Origin of the sequence: Winogradskyella eximia (genome assembly GCF_003386165.1) — a bacterium.
GTDB lineage: Bacteria > Bacteroidota > Bacteroidia > Flavobacteriales > Flavobacteriaceae > Winogradskyella > Winogradskyella eximia.
In genome coordinates this window covers 63,701-85,100 of record NZ_QRDV01000002.1, presented here as the reverse complement: position 1 = coordinate 85,100, position 21,400 = coordinate 63,701, and the positions used below count along the sequence as shown (strand labels likewise).

Sequence of the window (21,400 nt, the reverse complement as noted above, 5' to 3'; positions counted from 1 at the left end):
TTTAGGTGTTTTTTATTTTTCCACGCTGAAGTGCCCAATAGGCTGTTACAAAATATATTACGGTACAGATAAATGCATATTTATAAAACACCTCTCGATTTTGTGTATACATATCCGCATCTTCACTGCCAAATAAAACAATACAGGCTAAGACTACTGTAATGAGTAGAACAAGTAAAGAAATGCCTCTTAATATTTTAGTAAATAATGTTGTGTCTTTTATGATAATTTGCTCTCCTTCTGCTTTTTGCTCTTGAAATTTTGAGATGTTGATGTTGCGCAATCTTTCTTTTTCTTCAGCTTCCGGATACTTGCTTTTAGCACCATAGCGTCCTGCTAAAAATGTATAAACGACGATTGTGAATATCCAAGTGGGTATAAACAGATAAAAGAAAGACATGACGTTTAATGCGTTCAACCCAAACCCAAATACAAGACCTAGTGCCCATGAAACAATTGCAGGAGTACTAACAGTTAATTGGCGATAGTGTAACCAATAACGTGTGTAACCAATTCGAGGAAATATTTGATGCTCTGTAAACACAATGGCTCCAACCGGTACAACTAATAAACCAGCATAAGTAAGTAAAGGTAGTATTTGAGAAAATACAAACGGAAAACAGGCCACAATCATAGTGACTAAACCAACTGCTATGGTCGTTTTTTTACGCGAATGATTTTTAAATATCGCTTGTGCCGCCAAACCAGCTCTATAAAGATTAGCAACTGCGGTCGTCCAGCCTGCAACAATTACAATAACAAAGCCTGACCATCCTAAGGCGTAATATGCGACATCACCAGGATCTAGTTCTACTATAGATTTTCCGATGATAACAGCCGCTCCTGCACCCATAATTCCTGCAGAAATCCAAGCGACATAATGACCAAACATCATGCCTGTACTCGTTGTTAGTCCGTATATTTTCTTTTTTGAGAAACGGAATAATGCCATATCTATAAGTCCAAAATGTGTGATGGTATTAGCAGCCCACGCAAAACCAATAACTTCTGTTAAACCGATACCTGCTTCTCCATCACTGTTTACTCCTGTCCAGATAGATTGGTCACCTAAGCTTATAAAATCTGCCCATCCATTTGGTAATGGTTTTCCCATTACTTCTAAAGATAAGGCCGGTAACAACACAAAAGCACCACAAGTAAACATCACAAATAACCACGGCGCACAAATACCAGCAAATTCTGAAACGGCTTTAAAACCATAAATAGCTATAGATACGACAACTGTTCCAACAATTAATACGATGAGTACAAACCACGAATTGGTGGGATACCAGTTTAATTGTGGTGGAATATTAAACGCAAACCTAACAGCTGTAGCAGATACCGTAATCATGGCAGCAGATATTACTGTGAAGATAATGACATTAGCCCAATTGTAAAGTTTGGTCATTGAATCTCCTGCAATCTTATTGAGATAAGTGTATAAGCTTAATCGCGTATCTACAGCAATAGGAGATGTAATGAACGTCCAACTTAAAACAGCCAAGATATTACCAATTAATAACCCTAATAGAATATCTTTAGTTGTAGCTCCTAGTGCAACAAAAGTAGCACCAATAACAAACTCAGTTGCCGCAACATGCTCAGCGGCATAAATACCTGCAAAATGCGTCCAATTATGTAATTTATGTTTCGCAATTGGTAATTGTTCGTCCTCTAAGTTTTCGAATTGCTGAAAGTCATTGGTTGCGTCCATAATTTATAAATTGAAATTAGCCTTGTTTAAATATTTTATTCTGACGTACATACCAATGTGTTTGTCGTTAGGTTATGTTCTGAATTAAGATTTACGCAATTGTAATTCTATGGTTTTAACAATTTTAATACTGATTCATTTACAAACGTCATATTTACGTTTATTATTCAAATGTATAAAATAATATTTGAATATCTCCTAATCAACGGAATAAAAATATAATATATTATCTTGATACTATGGTATATTGATATCTGAATACCTTGTCTACAAGGATTTTATTAAATCGATATTTAATGTAATAATGACGTTTATTCGTTTAAATTATTTACTTTTATCACATAATTTGATATTATGGAGCCTAATAAAATTCTTAATTTATCTGTGGATTGTGTGGTTTTTGGATACGACACCAATACCAAATCTTTAAATGTGCTTCTTATAAAACGGTATTTAGAATCTGAAACCACCAAAGACGTCTTAGTTAATGATTATGTACTTACGGGATACCACGTTTATGAAGATGAAACGTTAGATGAATCAGCAACACGCGTATTAAAAGAATTAACAGGATTAACCAATCAGTATAAAAAACAATTTAAGGCCTTTGGAAATCCAGATCGTTTATCAAATAAAAAAGATCTTATTTGGGTTCAAAATCAAGAGTTTAACCTTAGAACGATTACTATAGCGTATTACTTCTTGTTAAAAACAGAAGATGTTGATGTTGATAATAATAAGTATGAAGCCAAATGGTTTCCAGTTAGAGAATTACCAGAATTAGGATTCGATCACCAACAGATTATTGAAGAAGCTCACGAAGATTTAAAAACAAAATGCTTAGTAGAGCCTATTATATTTGAGTTACTTCCAGATAAATTCACGATTAATGACGTACAAGATCTCTATGAATCCATTTTAGGAATAGAGATTGATAACCGTAATTTCAGAAGAAAACTGATTAATAAAAAGTACATCATTCCTTTAGACGAGAAACAAGTTGGTGTGTCTAAAAAACCAGCACAATTATATATGTTTAGTAAAGACATTTATAAAAAAATGTATCATAAAAATTACTTGATTAATATTTAATTCGAAAAACACAGCTTAAAGTTTAGTTTAAAAAAATAACACAATTTTAAGTTTTAGTATTTAAAAACCTTTTAGTTTTGCCCACTTAATTATCAAGAATCTCAATAAGAGATAGCAACCTGCAGTAACGAGCAAGGTGCTAAATAAGATAAGCCAAATACTTTGGAAAAAACGTTACAGCCATTCCCACGTATTTGCTTGTTGTCTACTTTTTGTGATTCTGACAAAAAACAGATTCATGTCGTCAATAAAACCGATTACCCCAAGTTTTAAAGCCTTACTTCCATTTTTTGTATTCATCATTACGTTTTTAAGTGTTGGAATTATTCAAAATGACTTTTACGCCTTACCTGCTCCTATTGCTGTTATTGCAGGAATTCTGGTGGCATTTCTCATGTTTAAACAGTCCATAAATTCTAAAATCAGTACTCTTTTAGAAGGTTGTGGAGATCCTAAAATACTCACCATGTGTTTAATTTATTTACTGGCTGGTGCATTTGCGGCCGTCACAAAAGCCACGGGAAGTGTAGATACGATTGTTCATTTAGGATTAGACCTCATTGATAGCCAATACATTTATTTTGGTGTCTTTATCATCGCTGCTTTTTTATCCGTTTCAACGGGAACCTCAGTTGGTGCTATTGTAGCTTTGGCACCTATAGTGATTGGATTTGCGGACACTGGTAATTTCTCTTTGGGGATTTTATGCGGAGCCTTATTAGGTGGTTCTATGTTTGGTGACAATTTATCGGTAATATCGGATACGACTATCGCAGCTACCCAATCTTTAGACTGTAAAATGAGTGATAAATTTAAAGCCAACATTAAGATTGCCTTACCTGCAGCGCTTGTAACTATTGGAATTCTTATATATCAAGGCTTAAGTCTGCAAACGGATAGTACAGAAACCGTCGCCTATTCGTATTCTGTATTAAAGATTGCTCCCTATATTATAGTGATTGTTTTATCTATAATAGGTATTAACGTTTTTACAACTTTGATGTTAGGTGTTATTTCAGCGGGAATTCTAGGAGTGTTTTATGGTGATTTTTCTATCATTGAATTCACAAGAATCAGCTATACAGGATTTACCAACATGACAGAAATTTTCCTGCTATCTTTATTAACAGGTGGTTTAGCAGCTTTGGTAGCTTTCAATGGAGGTATCGAATTTATTTTAGACAAAATTAAAACACTGATTAGAAATCAGAAAACTGCGCAATTCGGCATTGCAGCTTTAGTTTCTACCATTAATACGGCTATTGCAAACAATACGGTTTCTATTATTATTTCAGGATCCATTGCTAAATCTATTAATGATGAATATGGCCTAGACAATAAACAAACGGCGTCAATCTTAGATGTGTTTGCCTGTATTACACAAGGACTTTTACCATATGGCGCGCAAGTGTTAATGATATTGAGTTTCGCGAATGGTAATATTACGTATGTGGATTTAGTATCTAATACATGGTATTTAGTGTTACTACTGTTGTCTACTACTCTATTTATTGGATTCAGAAGTCATCAGTCATCCTAATAGTAATGTAAACAAGGAAAAGGCATTAGCATAAACAAAAATCAAACTTCAGATTAGAATTTTATAACACTCATTTAAGGTCTAAACTTAAACCTTTGTTAAAAAAAGAATGAACGTTCATTTTTGCCGTATATTTGCATCAGAATTAAAACACAATGGCAAAACTTCAAAAAAGTATAGATAAACGTAATGCACTCGTTAAGGCAACCATAGAGTTGGTGAACAACAATGGGTTCCATGCCACTCCTATGAGCAAAATTGCTAAAATGGCTAATGTGTCTCCTGCAACGATTTACTTATATTTTGAAAACAAACAAGACTTAGTTAATCAAACGTATATAGATGTTAAGGCGGAATACACCAATTATGCTTTCGCCGATTTTAATCCTAACATGCCAATTGAAGAAGGCTTTGAAATGATATGGAAGCGCATCGCTGATTTTAAACTTAAGGAATGCGAACATGCTATGTTTTTAGCACAGTGCGATAATACTCCAATGATTGACGAAGAAAGCAGACAAGAAGGCATTAAGCACTTGCAACCCCTACTCGACCTTTGGGAACGTGGTAAAAAAGAAGGGGTTATTAAACCGCTTTCAGATTATATATTATATGCTTATGCCATCAACCCTTTGTCATTTTTAATGATGACTCAAAAACGAGGAGCATTTACCTTAAATAAAACACATTTAGAAGAAGCTTATCAATCGGCATGGAGCAGTATAAAAATGTGTAAATAGTATGAAAAAAATAGCAATCATATTAGGTGCATCTGGTTTAACTGGTGGTTTTGTACTTCAAAAATTAATTGAAGACGACCGTTACGATACCATTAAATTGTTTTCACGCTCAAAAATTGAAGGTTTACCAAATAAAGTCAAACAGTTTATTGGCGATCTATTAGAGCTCAACCAATTTAAAGATGACTTTATAGCAGACGAAGTGTATTGTTGCATTGGTACAACAGCGAAAAAGACACCAGACAAAACGCTTTATAAAAAAATAGATTTCGGAATTCCGGTTGCGGCTGCAAAGCTTTCAAAAGAAAATAATATCCCTACATTTTTAGTCGTCTCAGCAATGGGAGCGAATAATAATAGTACGGTGTTTTACAATAAGACGAAAGGAGAAATGGAACACAACATCTTAATGCAGCAGATTAAAAACACATTTGTTCTAAGACCATCTTTAATTGGTGGTGATAGACAAGAATCTAGACGATTAGAAAAAATAGGACTGGTGATTTTTAAAGTAATTCAGCCGTTATTCATCGGTAAATTAAAGAAATATAAAATAGTGAATGCCGAAACCATAGCGGAAGCTATGATATACTTAGCAAATACAAACCATTATGCTGATGTGATTATAACGTCAGATGACATTAACAAATTAGGAAACAACGCTTAAAAAAGAAATTACAGATATGGAATTATTAGATAAATTAAATTGGAGATATGCCGCTAAAGCAATGAATGGAAAAGTGGTACCAGAAGAAAAAATACAACGCATTTTAGAAGCAGCACGTTTAGCACCAACATCAAGTGGTTTACAACCTTTTGAGATTATGGTGATTACAAACCAAGAGGTGAAAGAAAAAATTAAACCTGTAGCATGGAACCAGTCGGTAATTACAGACTGCTCTCACCTACTCGTTTTCGCAGCTTGGGATACGTACACTGCAGATAGAATCAATTATATGTTCGATTTAACTAATGAGATTCGTGGATTTAAAAACGAAGGTTGGGAAAACTATCGCCAAATGCTACTAAGTTCTTATCCACAAAAAGATGCGGAAGAAAACTTTAATCATGCTGCAAGACAAGCCTATATCGCATTTGCTGAAGCCATAACGGCTGCGGCTTTTGAAGGCGTGGATTCTACTCCACTAGAAGGTTTTGATCCGGCTGCAGTAGATGAAATTTTAGGGCTTAGAGAAAAAGGAGTACGTAGTGCGGTATTATTACCTATTGGCTACAGAAAAGAAGATGAAGATTGGTTAGTAAATCTTGTTAAGGTGAGAAAACCTATGGAAGATTTAGTGACTGTAATAGACTAAAAAGTAAAGAATCATGACAAAGACAATTTTATTAAAAAACAGACCTGAAGGAAAACCTTCAATGTCAGATTTCGAATTTAAAACAGAGGAATCTGAAAACACAGTAAACCAAGGAGAATTACTATTAGAAACCAAATACGTTTCTGTAGATCCTTATTTACGAGGACGAATGAGTGATGCCAAATCATATGTACCACCATTCCAACTGAATAAACCAATTCAGTCTGGCGTAATTGCTAAAGTACTCGAATCTAAAAACGACAAGTTTAAGGCTGGAGATTTTGTTTCTGGCATGTTAAACTGGCAAACGATACAAATCTCTAACGGAGAAGGATTAACTAAAGTTGATCCGTCAAAAGCACCACTATCAGCTTATTTAGGGATTTTAGGCATGACAGGTTTAACAGCTTACACAGGATTAACCGAAATTGGAAAACCGAAAGCAAGAGAAACATTAGTAGTTTCTGGAGCAGCTGGAGCAGTTGGATCTGTCGTAGGACAAATTGGAAAAATCCTAGGATTGAAAGTGATTGGTATCGCTGGAACAGATGAAAAAATAGAGCTTTTAAAAAGCAAATTCGGTTTTGACGCTGGTATCAATTATAAAACCACAAAAGACATGAAAGCTGCCATCGCAGAAGCAGCACCAAATGGTGTAGATATCTATTTCGATAATGTTGGAGGTCCAATTTCAGATGCGGTTCTAGTGAATATTAATAGACTCGCACGAATCATTGTTTGTGGAGCTATTTCAGTTTACAATAATACAGAGGCACCAAAAAGCTTGAGCGTACAACCGTTCTTAGTAAAAAACAGTGCCTTAATGCAAGGGTTTATTGTGTCTAACTATACGGACAAATTCCCAGAAGCCATGAAACAATTATCAACATGGTTAGCAGAAGACAAACTAACCTATTCAGAAACGATTGTTAAAGGTTTTGATAACATTCCAAGTGCGTTTATCGATTTATTCGAAGGCAAAAACAAAGGGAAAATGGTAGTTGAATTATAAATAATATAAAAAAGAAAAAAGATGAATAATTTTGAATTTAAAAACCCTACCAAAATAATTTTTGGAAAGGACACGATAGAAAAACTAGAAAACGAAATACCTAAAGATGCCAAAGTATTATTGCTTTATGGAGGCGGAAGTATTAAGAAAAACGGTATTTACGATCAGGTAAAAACAGCCTTATCTAAAGTAGACGTTGTTGAATTTGGTGGAATTCCTGCAAATCCAGAATACGCTAAGTTAATGGAGGCTTTAAAAGTGATTAATGACGAAAACATTACGTACTTATTAGCCGTTGGTGGTGGATCTGTAATTGATGGCACCAAATTTTTATCAGCTGCAGCATTATATGAAGGTGATACACCTTGGGATATTTTAACCCAAAATATTAGAACCGAAAAAGGAATGCCTTTCGGAACCGTTTTAACCCTTCCTGCTACAGGATCTGAAATGAATTCTGGTGCTGTAATTACAAGAGCAGAAACTAAAGAGAAACGTACCATGGGTGGACCTGGTTTATTTCCTGAGTTCTCCATATTAGATCCTCAAGTGATAGCATCGATTCCAGAACGTCAATTAGCCAATGGATTAATGGATTCATTTACCCATGTTTTAGAACAATACATGACATATCCTATTGGTGCGTTGCTACAAGATCGTTTCGCTGAAAGCATTTTACAAACCATCATTGAGGTGGCACCGAAAGTATTGAAAGATCCTACAGATTATAAAGCAGCCTCTAACTTTATGTGGAGTTGTACTATGGCCTTAAACGGATTAATTCAAAAAGGTGTACCAAATGATTGGGCTGTTCATGCGATGGGACATGAGTTAACAGCGTTATTTGGTATCGATCATGCGCGTACTTTAGCCATAATCGCACCAAGCCATTACAAATTTAATTTTGAAGCAAAGAAAGAAAAACTAGCACAGTATGCAGAACGCGTTTGGAATATTACTGAAGGAAGCACAGATGATAAGGCTTATGCAGCTATTGAAAGAACAACAGCTTTTTTCCATGAATTAGGTATCGACACCAAATTATCAGATTATACAGACGATTACGAAGGTACAGCTGAAGAAATAGCAAAACGTTTTACTGATCGTGGTTGGAAAACATTAGGCGAGCACCAGACTTTATCTCCAGATAAGGTAGAGAAAATTGTAAAAATGGCGTACTAATTTTAAACGATATGTCAGTTCGAGTAGCCCGACTTTTCCGTCGGGATATATCGAGAACAGATTTCTCAACCCTCAAACTGACATTAGATTTTATATTAATGAAAACACTACAAACTATAGTAGTTATTCTAACTTTAATTACAGCGTTTAGTTGTAAAGAGCATACCGCTTCTGAAACCGTTTCAGAAGCACAAAAAGAATTAAAAACAGAAAAGAACATGAAGGTATTATTCGTATTAACATCTCACGATAAATTAGGAGATACAGGAAAGAAAACAGGATTTTGGGTGGAAGAATTCGCAAGTCCATATTACACCTTATTAGATAAAGGAGCGACCATTACATTGGCAACACCAAAAGGAGGTGCTGCTCCAATAGATCCAGCTAGTGATGGACCAGATGCAGCTACTGCAGCTACTGAGCGTTTTAATAAGGATACAGAAGCAAAAGATAAAATAGCAAACACTAAAAAATTATCGGATATCAACGCTGATGATTTTGATGCCGTATTTTATCCAGGAGGTCATGGACCATTATGGGATTTAGCAAACGACAACACCTCTATTGCTTTAATCGAAAAGTTCAATAACCAGAAAAAACCAATCGCTTTTGTATGTCATGCTCCTGCAGCTCTAAAAGATGTTAAAAATTCTGATGGCACAAGACTTGTTAAAGGTAAAAAAGTAACCGGATTTTCTAATTTAGAAGAAACACAAGTGGGTTTAACTGAGGTAGTACCAATCCTAGTAGAAGATATGCTTATCGAAAACGGTGCGTTTTATTCTAACGCAGACGCTTGGGCAGCTTATGCTATTCAAGATGGTAATCTTATTACAGGACAGAATCCAGCATCCTCAGAATTAGTAGCAGAAAAGTTATTAGAAGCATTAAAATAGTCAATTCCCCTAAATTGATTAATAGCGAGAAGCCTGTATAACATTATGTTTGCAGGCTTTTTTTATTTGTCTATAAAGACCTTAGAATTCCATTTATAAGTTCTAGTATTAAAGAACACACCATTTCTATACTATATTCATCACCTACGCAACTAAACATTTGTATTTTTGCGCCGCGTTTTAATAGAATGCTCAATTACCAAGAACAACAAAAATGATTATATCTAAACTACATTACATATCTCAAGGAAACACTCCCGAAGCGCATTTAGAAAACATTCAAAAGGCATGTACATCTGGCGCAGAATTAGTACAATTACATCTTACAGATGTTTCGGATGCTAAATATTTAGAGATCGCCAAAGCAGCTCGAGACATCACCTTTCATTTTCAAACACGATTAATCATCAATGGTAATTATAAAATAGCTAAAGACGTAAAAGCAGAAGGTGTACATTTAGAAAAATCAGACATCTGCCCTACTGTAGTCAGACCACATTTATACAGCTGGCAAATTATTGGTGGCACGGCAAACACTTTGCAAGATTGTGAAACATTAATAGCCAAAAATAGCGATTATATTATTTTAGAACCCTTTAGATTATCAGCTAATGATAGTTCAACTAAAGCTTTAGGTTTAAGTGGCTATACGGCTATAAGTAATGCTTTAATAACAGAAAAACCAATTATCGGTTTTGGTGATATCACTACAGATGATGTGACCGATATTTTAGAAACTGGTATTTCTGGGATTGCAGTTTCTGATGCCATCACTGAAAATTTTGACAGCATAAAACTATTCAATCAGTTACTAAAAGCATCTGCAACGGGTGAGATTCGTCACACGTTTGAGTAAATAAACCCTACTTCTTTCCTTCAATTAACTACTAAAATATATAGTCCAATATGTGGATGTATTTAGGCTTATTAGCCGCTCTTTTTTTAGGATTACACAACTTATGTAAAAAACATGCTGTACAAGGGAACGAAGTGTTTCCTGTCCTTTTAGGTACCGTTTCTAGTGGCTTTTTATTTGTTGCTGTATTTTATGGATTGTCTATCTTTTATCCAGATTATGCGTTGGAGCACGGTTATAATTTTCAAAAGATTTCGTGGCAAACTCATGGTTTTATCTTTATAAAATCAGCGATTATGGCGAGTTCTTGGATATTAGCTTACCAAGCCTTAAAGCATTTGCCGATTACTATTGTCACACCTATTCGTTCAGCAGGACCGTTTTTCACCTTTATTGGGGCGATTTTAATTTATCAAGAAAAACCCAGTCCCTTACAGTGGATAGGCTTTTTCCTTATCATTTTCTCAGTCATGCTTTACTCTAAAATAGGAAAGAAAGAAGGCATTAATTTTAAACGCAACAAATGGATCTTCGCTATCATTGGAGCGACGTTTCTAGGTGCTTCCAGTGGTTTATACGATAAATTCTTAATTCAAAACCTTAGCCTTAACCCACAAACCTTACAATTCTGGTTTTGCCTATACACCATATTGATTCTACTTGTTATACTAACGATCACATGGTTTCCTTATGCCGAAAAACGAAAAGCCTTTAAATTCCGCTGGTCCATTATAGCAGTTGGTATTTTATTGCAAGCCGCAGATTACTTCTATTTTAAAGCCTTGCAAGATCCTGATGCCTTAATTATGCTATTATCAGCCATTAAACGAAGTCAAATATTAATAGCCGTAGTCGTTGGTGGTTTAGTCTTTAAAGAGCAGAATAAACGCAAAAAGTTAGTCCCTCTAGCAGGAATTATGATTGGCGTCTTTCTAATTTTATATTCTAATTGAGGAGTTTGAATACAGAACATAGAATATAGAAGAGAGAATAGAGAAGTTAGAAGTAGCACAGTGACAAAGAAGCAAGGACGTCTGTTCGAATGTCCCGAGGTTTTCTTCGGGATGTATCAAGAATCTATAGAAAAACGACCAAAATCAAAATTTCACACTTTTTTCACAATCTCCACGCCGTTTTAAAAAGCATTTCCAATAACTTTAGAAAAAATAAAACATCATGAAACAAACGCTTTTATTTCTACTGCTATTAACACTTCACACCGTACATAGTCAAGAACAACAAGAAGCATATATCATACAAGCCGATAGTACTTGGGGAAAGGAAATCATAAAATTCCCAATAGAATGGGCACCAAAACTCACTTTAGAAGGTTACGAAGAATTAACCTTTGCACCAGAATGGTCTAAAGAAAATCACGACGACTTTTGGTCTATAATTATAACATGGAGGGTGAAAACAAACCAAGAAATTCCATTATACGAGTTAGAATACAACCTACTCCACTACTTCGATCATCTGATGAAACCGAATTATTGGGCACAAGAGTTTCCTTTGCCAAAAGCCGAATTTAAAGCACCAATAACAACCGAAAAAGGAATTGAATATGAAGCACAACTCACGTTCTTTGATGGTTTTCATACTGGTAAAGTCATAACCACTTACATTTTAGGACAGCAAATATTTAATCAAGCCACAGAAGAAACTATTATAATATTTAAAATATCGCCAAAACCATATACCGAAGCTATTTGGGAAAAATTAAACGCCCAGACTATAATTACCCGATTTAAAATGGATTAAGTATCTATCAAGAAAGAAAACAGTGAGCAAAGAATCAAGTCCTAAATTCCGACAACGTCGGAACCAACGATTTTCAGAAATAATGAGCTAAACACAAAGTTAATTTACAATATCAAGTATTGAAAATATAGTTCTAATAAAAACCTTATATCATTAATGCCTTAGCGAATGGCGCTTTAGCGATTTCCTAACAAATCGTTTTGATTTTTTGGTTCGTTTTGCATCAAGGCAAAATGAACATATAAAAAACATTTTATCAAACATTAGTTCTAGTGATTCCTATTTTTTTTATAGAATTACATAAAGCATAGCTATAACTAGCAAAACCATTAAGATTTTGTTCTTCTCAGTTAATACCCACAGTTTGTAATTTCTAAATTTGAATACATCTTAAAAAATAAAAGTTATGAAAAGCGAAGACAAAAAAGCACAATACAATTCAGATATTACAAAAGAAGATAAAAAGATTTTAGGAGACAAATCAGGAAACCTAAGACAAGACAATGGTGACGACGAACTCTTAAAAAATCGTACAACCGAACCCGATTTCGCTGCAAAAGACTTAGATATTCCTGGCAGTAAAAATTCAAAACCATTATCTAATAACAGAAAACCTGATGAAGAAAATCAACACTATAGCTTAGGAAGTGATCATAATGAAAACCTTGAGCTAGATATTGAAAATACAAAATAGTTTTCGAAACCTTAATTGGGTAGTCATCCTAAAAATCATAAACAATCAAAATCCATTGTAATAGCTAAATTCATTAATGCTATTTTGGGTTTTGATTTTTTTTGTTCAAATCATGTGGTTGCTGAAGTAGCAGAGTTAAAAGTTAAGAGTTAAGAGTTAAGAGTTAAGAGAAGTAAGAAAAAAAACAAACAGCAAGTAAATAATCAACTCCTCAATTCCGACAGCGTCGGAACCAACGATTTTCAGAAATAATGAGCTAAGAATAAAGTTAATTTACAATATCAAGTATTGAAAATACAGGTCTATAAAAACCTCAACTTATTAAAGTATTAGCGAATGGTGCTTGCAATTTCATAACAAATCGTTTTGACTTTTTGGTTCGTTTATTCGTATAAATCTATTGTTTATTTTGGAACTCATGATATGCTTTGCAGTTTGTGTCAAGACAAAATGAACACAGAAAAACAACAGATCAAATATCCCGATCTTCTCATCGAATTATTACAAGAACCACGATCAAAACTAAACACAAATCAGAATACAGGTTCTCGATACTAATTTCACTCATTCCAATCGTAAAATTCACTCGAACTGACGAAGCTCTTTAAAACAAACATTAGCTTAAAAGAACAAATAAAAAGGCATTGCAAAACAAAAGCTCTACAATGCCAATACTAATATCAAAACCAACCAAAATTACTCAGAAGCAAAAGGATAATCCGTATACCCCTTTTTACCAGGAGTATAAAACGTATCCTTATCCCATTCCGCTAATTCTAAATGCTTCTCAAAACGCTCCACTAAATCCGGATTCGATACAAAAGGCTTACCATAAGCCACTAAATCTGCATCACCATCAGCTAGCACCTTATTCCCTTTTTCCTGATCAAAATTAGTATTAATCATCAGTGTTCCATTGTACAACGGACGAAAATGCTTAGCAATATCAGTTACAGCAAACGGCACCTCAGAAACATCGGTAAACGGTTCTGACAAATGCACATAAGCCAAATTATAGTCATTCAGTTTTTTAATAATATATTCAAACGTCGGAATGGTCTCTTCATCTACCGTAATACCAAACAGCCCATGTAACGACGGATTAAAACGTACTCCAATTTTTTCTTGTGGAATCACGGTTTTCATAGCGTCTAAAACTTCAAAAAAGAAACGCGCTCTGTTTTCAATAGAGCCACCATACGCATCCGTTCTGGTGTTAGAACAGCCATTAAAAAACTGCTGAAACAAATACCCATTAGACGAATGCAACTCAATACCATCAAAGCCAGCTTCCACAGCATTAGCAGCCGCATTTTTAAAATCGTTAATGGTTCGTTTAATATCTCCAGCCGTCATCGCTTTTGGAGTAACGGTATCTTTAAAACCATTTGGAGTAAAAGACTGGGCATTCGGATTGATAGCAGACGCAGATACTGGCAACGCACCATCATGAAAATCGGGATGTGAAATACGACCAACATGCCATAACTGAATAAAAATAGTACCTCCTTTAGCGTGGACACGTTTGGTCACCGTTTTCCACCCATCCACTTGCGCTTTAGAGTGAATACCAGGAGTATTAATATAGCCCACAGCTTCCTTAGAAACCTGAGAACCTTCGGTAATAATTAAACCTGCCGAAGCACGCTGTTCATAATATAAACCTTGTAAATCGTCTGTAGCGACTTTTTCTTTGTTATCCGCACGACTACGCGTCATAGGTGCCATAACAACACGGTTTTTTAAAGTAATATTTTTATGATAGGGTGTTAATAAGGGTTGTGTATTCATGGTGATTTTTTCGTATTAATTTGAAGTATAAAGTTACGATTTTCAAACACCAATTTAGCGGATAGATAGCAATTAAGATAGATTTAACCTTTCATATAAATGACTTAACAGATCTCAAAGAATAATAGGAATACTATTGAAAGTAAGCCATAAAAAAGAACAATAAAGCAAACACACGCAACCCAACGTCAGTTCGAGTGTTCCAACTTTTTAGTCAAGATGTATATAGAACAGATATATTTCAAACAAAGTACTCCAAGATCAAAGAAAAGAAGTCTAAACCAAAGCAGAATATCAACACCCAAATTCCGACAGCGTCGGAAGCAACGATTTTCAGAAATAATGAGCTAAAAATAAAGTTAATTTATCCTATCAAGTATTGAAAATATTAGTTATATAAAAACCTCAAATTATTAATGTATTGGCGAATGGCGCTTCAGCGATTTCCTAACAAATCGTTTTGACTTTTTGGTTCGTTTTGTGTCAAGACAAAATGAACATATAGAATATTACACATTTTTTAAACCTCAGTTTTAGTATTCATTTTTTTTGCATTAATGTTCAGAAAACAAGACTACATACTAAAATTTAAACCCTACTTATCAATCCATAAACCACATTGTTATCAGTTTCTTCATCTTTAGAATAAGCCTTATACAAATAAGTGTCTTCATCCAATAATTCAATAATCTCAACAGTAATAATATCTCCTTCCTTAATTTTATCTTTGGCTAAAGACATTTTAACAGTTTCTAAAGTATAAATATGGTCATCGAGCCATTCTATATTATAAATTTGTTTACCACCATAACCACCTTTTTCTATTTGTTTTCTTTTGCGTCTTTTAATCTTTGTTTCACTATAAGCAGGACTTTCATATTTAAAAGTACCACGATGAAGGTCTTTACATTTTTCACGTTCAGCTTTCGGTAGCTCATAAGTTTTATACTTAGAGTTCACAAAATAATAAACCGATTGCCAACACTTATTCACCATATTCATTGGGTCGCGCAATACACCATTATTAAAATGCTCTAAACAACCTTGTTGCCAGCCATCGTGCTTATAAGTACTTTTCTCTTGGTTAATTTTAATATTATATTGTTTACCATTTTCATCTACACAATAATCTATAACAACAATTGCTACTCTTTCTACATCATCTACAAAGGTTTGGGAAGGTGCTGTTTGAAAAGCAAACAGACTAAGGATAATTACATATTTTAATAAATTCATTGATAGCTAGCTTTAGAATTTAAAGCTACGATAAAAACAATAAACGCCACAAATCAACAAAAACATTAAATAAATATTAAATAAACCACCTCGTCTTGGCATTTCAATCCATAATCAAGAACTTCGCAAAAAAACAACCCAATGACAATATTTGTAGACATGGACGATGTGTTAGCCGACACTTACGGTAAGCACATAGAATTATATAATAAAGAGCATCAACAAGACTTAAGTATCAACCAAATCACCTCAGGTGAAATATGGAATAACGTTCCAAAGATTCACCAGAAAAGCATAAAAGATCACGCCTTACAGCCAGGGTTTTTCAGAAACCTAAAACCGTTTAAAGATGCCATACAAGTTATGGAAGCCTTGTACAACAAACATGAAGTGTACATTGCAACGGCAGCCACACAGTTTCCTAATTCCTTATTAGAAAAAAGCGAATGGTTAGACGAGCACATGCCCTTTGTAACTTGGCAACATCGTATAATGTGCGGAGATAAGTTTATTTTAAACGGAGATTTATTAATAGACGACAGAACCTACAACTTAGAAAAATTTGAAGGAGATACTTTGCTTTACAATTCGCCTCATAACGTAAATGACACAGGCTACACAAGAGTATCTAACTGGTTAGACATAGCAGAGCGCTTGTTGTAAAAACGGATAATAGATATAAAAGTGCTTATTCGGGTCTCAACCAGAGATCCTTCAGCTCTCCTTCGGCTCTCCTTCGGCTCTCCTTCGGGTATGCTTCGGGTGAGCTATGGTAAATTCCTACAATTAGTAAAAAGATAATAAAGAGCACATCTTAAGTTATGCGCTTACATAGGTAATCCGTTTTGGTTGTATTGGCTACAGCATATCCCATAAGTGCAAATTTTCTAATGACAGTATGGAGCTAAAATAAACGCAATTATTGAGTTCTACAGACTATAACTATCAATTTTGTGTACCTGTAATAGCATCAATTTCAATTGTAAATATGATGGGAATATCGTTATCATTCACCTTACTAGAAAACTGGTTGATAAAGTCTAATCTGCTTTCATTCTTATTTCTCATAAGTTTCTGAACGCCTAAATACATATTGTGGAGTATTGATTTAGCTCCACTGCCTGTGTGTTCTTTAAAAGTGCCATGCACTAAAACCGATTTCCAGTCATTAATGGAGTTAATCGCAGAGACACATAAAGACACGTTATGGTTTTCTCGTAAAGCTTTTATTTTATGCATATTACTTAAATGACACGTAATATTATTTTCGTCTTCATTATAGAAATAGGTAATTGGTGCAATTGATGGTTCATTATGATTTAAATAGCCTAAATCACCAATATAATTAGTATGAAGTATTATGGCTTTTTCTGTAGTATTTAAGTTATTGATCATAATTTCTCTTATTTAGTTTTAAAAGTAATACAGTGTTAAGACCTTTGTACTGACTAAGGTCAACTCTCTTTAATAAGCCATTAACAACACTGTTTTTTTTGCTATAGCTGTAATATTTAAGGCTTTTAAAGCACCTATTCCACAACACATTTGTGCACTATAGAACAGGTGCTTATGCCTTGTTTGCAATCACTTACGTAATTAATACCCTAACAATTACTTGTTAAAATAGTTTTCTACAAAAGCAACTTTCTCATTATTTGTCATCTTATCTGCCGATTCTACTTTAATAGTAATATCCTTAAAATGTAAATCGGTATTTAAGTAATTATGCAGTTCTGTTTTTGCATGTGTTGGTCCAAATAAAAGCACCTTATTATATTTTAAAATAACAGCTGCAATGTCTTTGTAATAATCACCTTGCATTTGCTGCCTTTTGTTATGCATAAGGCTTTCACTTCTATTTAATGCATCTTCTTTTGTATCGAAAGTAAATTTGGATGCGATAACGTAACTATTCTTCTTAGAGGTTAAATCAATCAAATTTGCGGTTGAATGATCCATCCATATCCCTAATTTTTTTTGTGTATTCATTATATGAAATGTGTTTTAATGATTTTGTAATCGTCCGAAAATGGTTTCTAACGAAGCGCTGAGTTTATCTATGGCACCTGATACGGCAAGTTCAACGGTATTATCTTGACATGATACAGCTATAGGTTGTTTGCCTTCAATTCTAGCTTCAAGCAAACATCGCATATCCTTAACGCCTTCCTTATTTCCATTTTCATCCGAAAGATGAACCTCTACTCTTGTAATATGGTCTTCATAATTTGTTAGGGCTTCTGAGATCATGGCTGTAAAATAGTCCTGATTTTTCTCATTTCCACTTATTGATTTATCGGTATTAAATTGAATTTTCATAATGGTATTATTTAAATAATAATGGTTAAATTTTTAACTTCTACTTTGGTTTTCATCAATAGATTTTTTATCGATATTAAATTTCCTATTCTTAATATCGGTTCCACCTGTTGGATTCGTAGGATTTGTTTGAGTTACTTTTGTTTTAAATTTTCTGTTATCGCTCATTGTTCTATTTTACTGATTTTTAATTATTTATAAGGTAACCAATTGATTGCGAATGCACGATAAAACAAGGTTAAGTCTTTGTTAAAAGGTGCTCTAAAAACAATAGAGAGAACTATTAGAAAAACTAAATGATCGCCTAGAAAATAAGACCTCCAAATTCCAAATGAAGATAAAAATGGCTACCTTTAATTCGACAACTAACACACAACAAGATGACTAAGCCTTCCAACACCTATTCACGACGAGATTTCACCAAATTATCAGCGCTAGGTTTGGCAGCACTGCCACTACTCTCTTTTCAAAATGGATTACAAACAACAGGTTCTACGCCAGAAAAAGGACTCAACGTGCATCTGTTCTCAAAACACTTACAGTTTCTTAATTATAACAACATGTCTGATGTTGCAGCCGAATTAGGTTTTAACGGCTTAGACCTTACCGTTAGAAGAAAAGGGCACGTACTACCAGAAAACGTTGAACAAGACTTACCTATTGCTGTAGAAGCTATGAAAAGCCATGGACTTCAACCAAAACTAATGTCTACCAACGTATGGGATGTTAATGATATTAATAATGTTAACGTTTTAAAAACCGCAAGCCAATTAGGCTTTACACACTACCGAACCGATTGGTTAAAATATCCAGAAACCCAATCTATAGTAGAAAGTCAGAAACAGTTTGCCAAACAAGCTGAGCAACTAGAATTACTAAACAAGGACCTCAGACTTATTGGTGGTTATCAAAACCATTCGGGTAAACATGTTGGTGCTCCTGTTTGGGATTTACTACCCATTTTAGAAGCTACAAAAGGTCAATTTTTAGGTTGCCAATACGACATTAGACATGCAGTGGTTGAAGGAGGTGGCAGTTGGGAACTCGGTTTACAACGCATAAAACCGTTTATTAATTCTATTGTGATAAAAGATTTTAAATGGGGAATTAAAGACGGCAAATGGCAACCTATTAATGTACCACTTGGTGAAGGCATGGTCGATTTTAAACGTTATTTTTCGCTACTTAAAACTTATAAAATTAATGTACCTGTGTCATTGCATCTTGAATACGATTTAGGTGGTGCCGAAAAAGGCCGTTCCAAACTCACAATGGATAAAAAAGAAGTGTTTAATTATATGAAAAAAGATCTGCAGTTTATAAAAGATACATGGAAAAATGCTTAATACGAATAGATCTGTAATCAGCATAAAAAAATCCCGCAATTGCGGGATTCTCAACATAATCAATCAAATATATGAGCCTAAAACTTTAAATCATTCAAAAACGCATTAACGCTTTCTTTTGTTTCGCCAGTGCGTTTCTGAATTCTTCCTAAGACTTCATCTTCTTTACCTTCACGGTAATCCAAATCATCATCAGTAAGTTCTCCCCATTTTTGTTTCAATTTTCCTTTTGCAATATTCCAATTGCCTTTTGCTTTATCTTGCCATGGTTTAGACATAATTTCTATAGTTTTAAGTTATCAACGTAAACCGCTATGATTTACTACCATAAAGTTACTTGAAATCCTAAGGACTATTTAACGCTATTCATTAAGATATTAATGCAAACACGAATAAAAAGATATGTAATAAGTCTGCTGGTATTGCTTAAAATATTAGTGAAGAAATGAAGAATATGTATCTTTACATTTCAATAATTACATGCAAAACTTGTGGATCAAATTAAAGCTTATATAGAGCAAATTGCGACATTATCTGATGCGGATTGGGAATACTTTATGTCTAAATTAGAACGACGTGTTATTCCTAAAAAAACAATCTTTTTAAAACGTAACGATATTGAAAAACACATCTCTTTTATAGAGTCTGGTGTGGTACGTTTGTTTATTCCTAAAGATAATCCTGAAAAAGAAATTACATTTGGTTTTAGCTTTAAAGACCAATTTATCAGTGCTTACGATTCGTTTTTAACCCAACAGCCATCTGCATATGAGTTACAAGCATTAACAGAAACAACCATTTTAAGTATTAACTATAACGATCTACAAGACGTTTATAATACCACACAGATTGGAAATCTTATTGGTAGGCTAACAGCAGAACGTCTGTTTTTAATAAAGTCTAAGCGCGAACAAAACCTACTAAACCTCACAGCAGAAGAACGTTACATTAAGTTATTTAAAGAACGACCTGAAGTCTTAAAAGTCATTCCTTTAAAATATGTAAGCTCATATATTGGTGTAACACCACAAGCGTTAAGCCGAATTCGCAAACGATTGGTATAGTGTTTTATTGATTTAGGTTCATTGTTTGGTGCTTCTTATCAATTTATCTTTGTAAAAAAACATTATGACAATAGTTATTTTTGTAGTGGTACTTTGGTATGGAGGCTTATTCTTTCAGTCGTTCTTTTTGCATCGCTACGCAGCACACCAAGTGTTTACAATGTCCAAAACCATGGAACGTATCACCTTTATTTTAACATGGATTTTTCAAGGTTCTAGTTATTTAAGTGCTTATGGTTACGGAGTGATGCATCGTATGCATCATGCTTATACAGACACCGAAAAAGATCCGCATTCTCCATCTTATGATGCCAATCTTTTTGCTATGATGTGGAAAACAAAAACCATATATCAAGATATAAACAAACAACGTATTGCAGTAGATGAACGCTTTACCAAAAATGTCCCACAATGGAAAAGCTTCGATACTTTTGCAAGTTCTCGTATTTCTAGACTTTTATGGATTTCTAGCTATGTGTTGTTCTTTGCACTTTTTGTAACCGCTTGGTGGCAATGGCTATTACTGCCAATAACCTTTTTAATGGCACCTATTCATGGCGTGATTATTAATTGGTTTGGTCATATTTATGGCTATGTTAATTTTAAGATGAAAAACACGAGTAAAAACTTATTTCGTTTCGATTTTCTAATGATGGGCGAAGGCTACCATAACAACCACCATAAGTTTGCAAGCAGAGCTAATTTTGGTGTAAAATGGTATGAAATAGATATGACTTATGTAATTATAAAATTACTTAATGCCTTTGGTATTATTCGTTTAAAACCAATAAAGATAAAAGCATAGTTGATTGTATCTTGATTTCAAATTTTCACTAAA

The 21,400-nt window shown here is 34.1% G+C and carries 24 protein-coding genes and 1 riboswitch; of the genes, 16 read left to right on the top strand and 8 right to left on the bottom strand.

Annotated elements, in window-relative coordinates; all coding sequences use genetic code 11:
* Position 1 precedes the first annotated feature (1 nt).
* Entirely contained in the window at positions 2-1,717 is a 1,716-nt protein-coding gene (locus DFQ10_RS06095; protein WP_115816518.1) for a purine-cytosine permease family protein, read from the bottom strand.
* 354 nt (positions 1,718-2,071) lie between these two features.
* On the opposite strand from DFQ10_RS06095, the gene DFQ10_RS06090 reads away from it, so the two are divergent.
* From DFQ10_RS06090 to DFQ10_RS06035, 12 genes are all read left to right on the top strand, one after another.
* Positions 2,072-2,809: an NUDIX hydrolase gene (locus DFQ10_RS06090; RefSeq protein ID WP_115816517.1), complete on the top strand. Its 738-nt coding sequence runs from the start codon at positions 2,072-2,074 to the stop codon at positions 2,807-2,809.
* Positions 2,810-2,893: 84 nt separating this feature from the next.
* Positions 2,894-2,991, top strand: a riboswitch (SAM-I-IV-variant riboswitch).
* A gap of 56 nt (positions 2,992-3,047) precedes the next feature.
* Positions 3,048-4,349, top strand: a complete 1,302-nt coding sequence (locus tag DFQ10_RS06085) for a Na+/H+ antiporter NhaC family protein (protein WP_115816516.1) — start codon at positions 3,048-3,050, stop codon at positions 4,347-4,349.
* Positions 4,350-4,504: 155 nt separating this feature from the next.
* Positions 4,505-5,089 carry a TetR/AcrR family transcriptional regulator gene (locus DFQ10_RS06080; protein ID WP_115816515.1) on the top strand — a complete coding sequence of 195 codons (585 nt, stop codon included), beginning with the start codon at positions 4,505-4,507 and terminating at the stop codon, positions 5,087-5,089.
* Position 5,090: 1 nt separating this feature from the next.
* Positions 5,091-5,756, top strand: coding sequence for a Rossmann-fold NAD(P)-binding domain-containing protein (locus tag DFQ10_RS06075; protein WP_115816514.1), 666 nt, complete (start codon positions 5,091-5,093; stop codon positions 5,754-5,756).
* Positions 5,757-5,772: 16 nt separating this feature from the next.
* On the top strand, positions 5,773-6,405 hold the full coding sequence (locus DFQ10_RS06070) for a nitroreductase family protein (RefSeq protein ID WP_115816513.1): 633 nt from the start codon (positions 5,773-5,775) through the stop codon (positions 6,403-6,405).
* A gap of 13 nt (positions 6,406-6,418) precedes the next feature.
* A complete protein-coding gene (locus tag DFQ10_RS06065) occupies positions 6,419-7,417 on the top strand; it encodes an NADP-dependent oxidoreductase (protein WP_115816512.1) in 999 nt (332 codons plus the stop codon).
* 21 nt (positions 7,418-7,438) lie between these two features.
* Entirely contained in the window at positions 7,439-8,599 is a 1,161-nt protein-coding gene (locus tag DFQ10_RS06060; RefSeq protein ID WP_115816511.1) for an iron-containing alcohol dehydrogenase, read from the top strand.
* Positions 8,600-8,697: 98 nt separating this feature from the next.
* On the top strand, positions 8,698-9,495 hold the full coding sequence (locus tag DFQ10_RS06055) for a type 1 glutamine amidotransferase domain-containing protein (protein WP_181897591.1): 798 nt from the start codon (positions 8,698-8,700) through the stop codon (positions 9,493-9,495).
* A 214-nt stretch (positions 9,496-9,709) separates the two neighbouring features.
* Positions 9,710-10,351, top strand: a complete 642-nt coding sequence (locus DFQ10_RS06050) for a thiamine phosphate synthase (protein WP_115816510.1) — start codon at positions 9,710-9,712, stop codon at positions 10,349-10,351.
* Between the two features lie 50 nt (positions 10,352-10,401).
* A complete protein-coding gene (locus tag DFQ10_RS06045; protein ID WP_115816509.1) occupies positions 10,402-11,304 on the top strand; it encodes an EamA family transporter in 903 nt (300 codons plus the stop codon).
* A 223-nt stretch (positions 11,305-11,527) separates the two neighbouring features.
* Positions 11,528-12,112, top strand: coding sequence for a hypothetical protein (locus tag DFQ10_RS06040; protein WP_115816508.1), 585 nt, complete (start codon positions 11,528-11,530; stop codon positions 12,110-12,112).
* A 406-nt stretch (positions 12,113-12,518) separates the two neighbouring features.
* A complete protein-coding gene (locus DFQ10_RS06035; protein ID WP_115816507.1) occupies positions 12,519-12,806 on the top strand; it encodes a hypothetical protein in 288 nt (95 codons plus the stop codon).
* A 696-nt stretch (positions 12,807-13,502) separates the two neighbouring features.
* Here DFQ10_RS06035 and DFQ10_RS06030 read toward each other — a convergent pair.
* Positions 13,503-14,597 (bottom strand): alkene reductase, encoded by a 1,095-nt coding sequence (locus DFQ10_RS06030; protein ID WP_115816506.1) that lies wholly within the window; start codon positions 14,595-14,597, stop codon positions 13,503-13,505.
* A 588-nt stretch (positions 14,598-15,185) separates the two neighbouring features.
* Complete coding sequence (locus tag DFQ10_RS06025) at positions 15,186-15,833, bottom strand: hypothetical protein (protein ID WP_115816505.1); 648 nt, start codon at positions 15,831-15,833, stop codon at positions 15,186-15,188.
* Positions 15,834-15,974: 141 nt separating this feature from the next.
* On the opposite strand from DFQ10_RS06025, the gene DFQ10_RS06020 reads away from it, so the two are divergent.
* Positions 15,975-16,496, top strand: a complete 522-nt coding sequence (locus DFQ10_RS06020) for a 5' nucleotidase, NT5C type (protein ID WP_115816504.1) — start codon at positions 15,975-15,977, stop codon at positions 16,494-16,496.
* A gap of 282 nt (positions 16,497-16,778) precedes the next feature.
* Here the strand turns inward: DFQ10_RS06020 and DFQ10_RS06015 are convergent, their stop codons facing one another.
* The 4 genes from DFQ10_RS06015 to DFQ10_RS18750 all read right to left on the bottom strand — a co-directional run bounded on the left by DFQ10_RS06015 (position 16,779) and on the right by DFQ10_RS18750 (position 18,320).
* Positions 16,779-17,228 carry a pyridoxamine 5'-phosphate oxidase family protein gene (locus tag DFQ10_RS06015; protein ID WP_115816503.1) on the bottom strand — a complete coding sequence of 150 codons (450 nt, stop codon included), beginning with the start codon at positions 17,226-17,228 and terminating at the stop codon, positions 16,779-16,781.
* Positions 17,229-17,444: 216 nt separating this feature from the next.
* Positions 17,445-17,822: a hypothetical protein gene (locus tag DFQ10_RS06010; protein ID WP_115816502.1), complete on the bottom strand. Its 378-nt coding sequence runs from the start codon at positions 17,820-17,822 to the stop codon at positions 17,445-17,447.
* Between the two features lie 15 nt (positions 17,823-17,837).
* The gene (locus DFQ10_RS06005; RefSeq protein ID WP_115816501.1) at positions 17,838-18,152 is read right to left on the bottom strand and encodes an HPF/RaiA family ribosome-associated protein; all 315 of its coding nucleotides are present in this window, start codon (positions 18,150-18,152) and stop codon (positions 17,838-17,840) included.
* A 33-nt stretch (positions 18,153-18,185) separates the two neighbouring features.
* The gene (locus DFQ10_RS18750; RefSeq protein ID WP_262510799.1) at positions 18,186-18,320 is read right to left on the bottom strand and encodes a hypothetical protein; all 135 of its coding nucleotides are present in this window, start codon (positions 18,318-18,320) and stop codon (positions 18,186-18,188) included.
* Between the two features lie 212 nt (positions 18,321-18,532).
* Here DFQ10_RS18750 and DFQ10_RS06000 point away from each other — a divergent pair, with 212 nt between their 5' ends.
* Entirely contained in the window at positions 18,533-19,498 is a 966-nt protein-coding gene (locus DFQ10_RS06000; RefSeq protein WP_115816500.1) for a sugar phosphate isomerase/epimerase family protein, read from the top strand.
* Between the two features lie 77 nt (positions 19,499-19,575).
* Here the strand turns inward: DFQ10_RS06000 and DFQ10_RS05995 are convergent, their stop codons facing one another.
* Positions 19,576-19,776: a CsbD family protein gene (locus DFQ10_RS05995; protein WP_115816499.1), complete on the bottom strand. Its 201-nt coding sequence runs from the start codon at positions 19,774-19,776 to the stop codon at positions 19,576-19,578.
* A gap of 213 nt (positions 19,777-19,989) precedes the next feature.
* Between DFQ10_RS05995 and DFQ10_RS05990 the strand changes: the two genes are divergently transcribed.
* Both DFQ10_RS05990 and DFQ10_RS05985 read left to right on the top strand, forming a co-directional pair.
* On the top strand, positions 19,990-20,562 hold the full coding sequence (locus DFQ10_RS05990) for a Crp/Fnr family transcriptional regulator (protein ID WP_115816498.1): 573 nt from the start codon (positions 19,990-19,992) through the stop codon (positions 20,560-20,562).
* 64 nt (positions 20,563-20,626) lie between these two features.
* Positions 20,627-21,367 (top strand): acyl-CoA desaturase, encoded by a 741-nt coding sequence (locus tag DFQ10_RS05985; RefSeq protein ID WP_115816497.1) that lies wholly within the window; start codon positions 20,627-20,629, stop codon positions 21,365-21,367.
* The last annotated feature ends 33 nt before the right edge of the window (positions 21,368-21,400 follow it).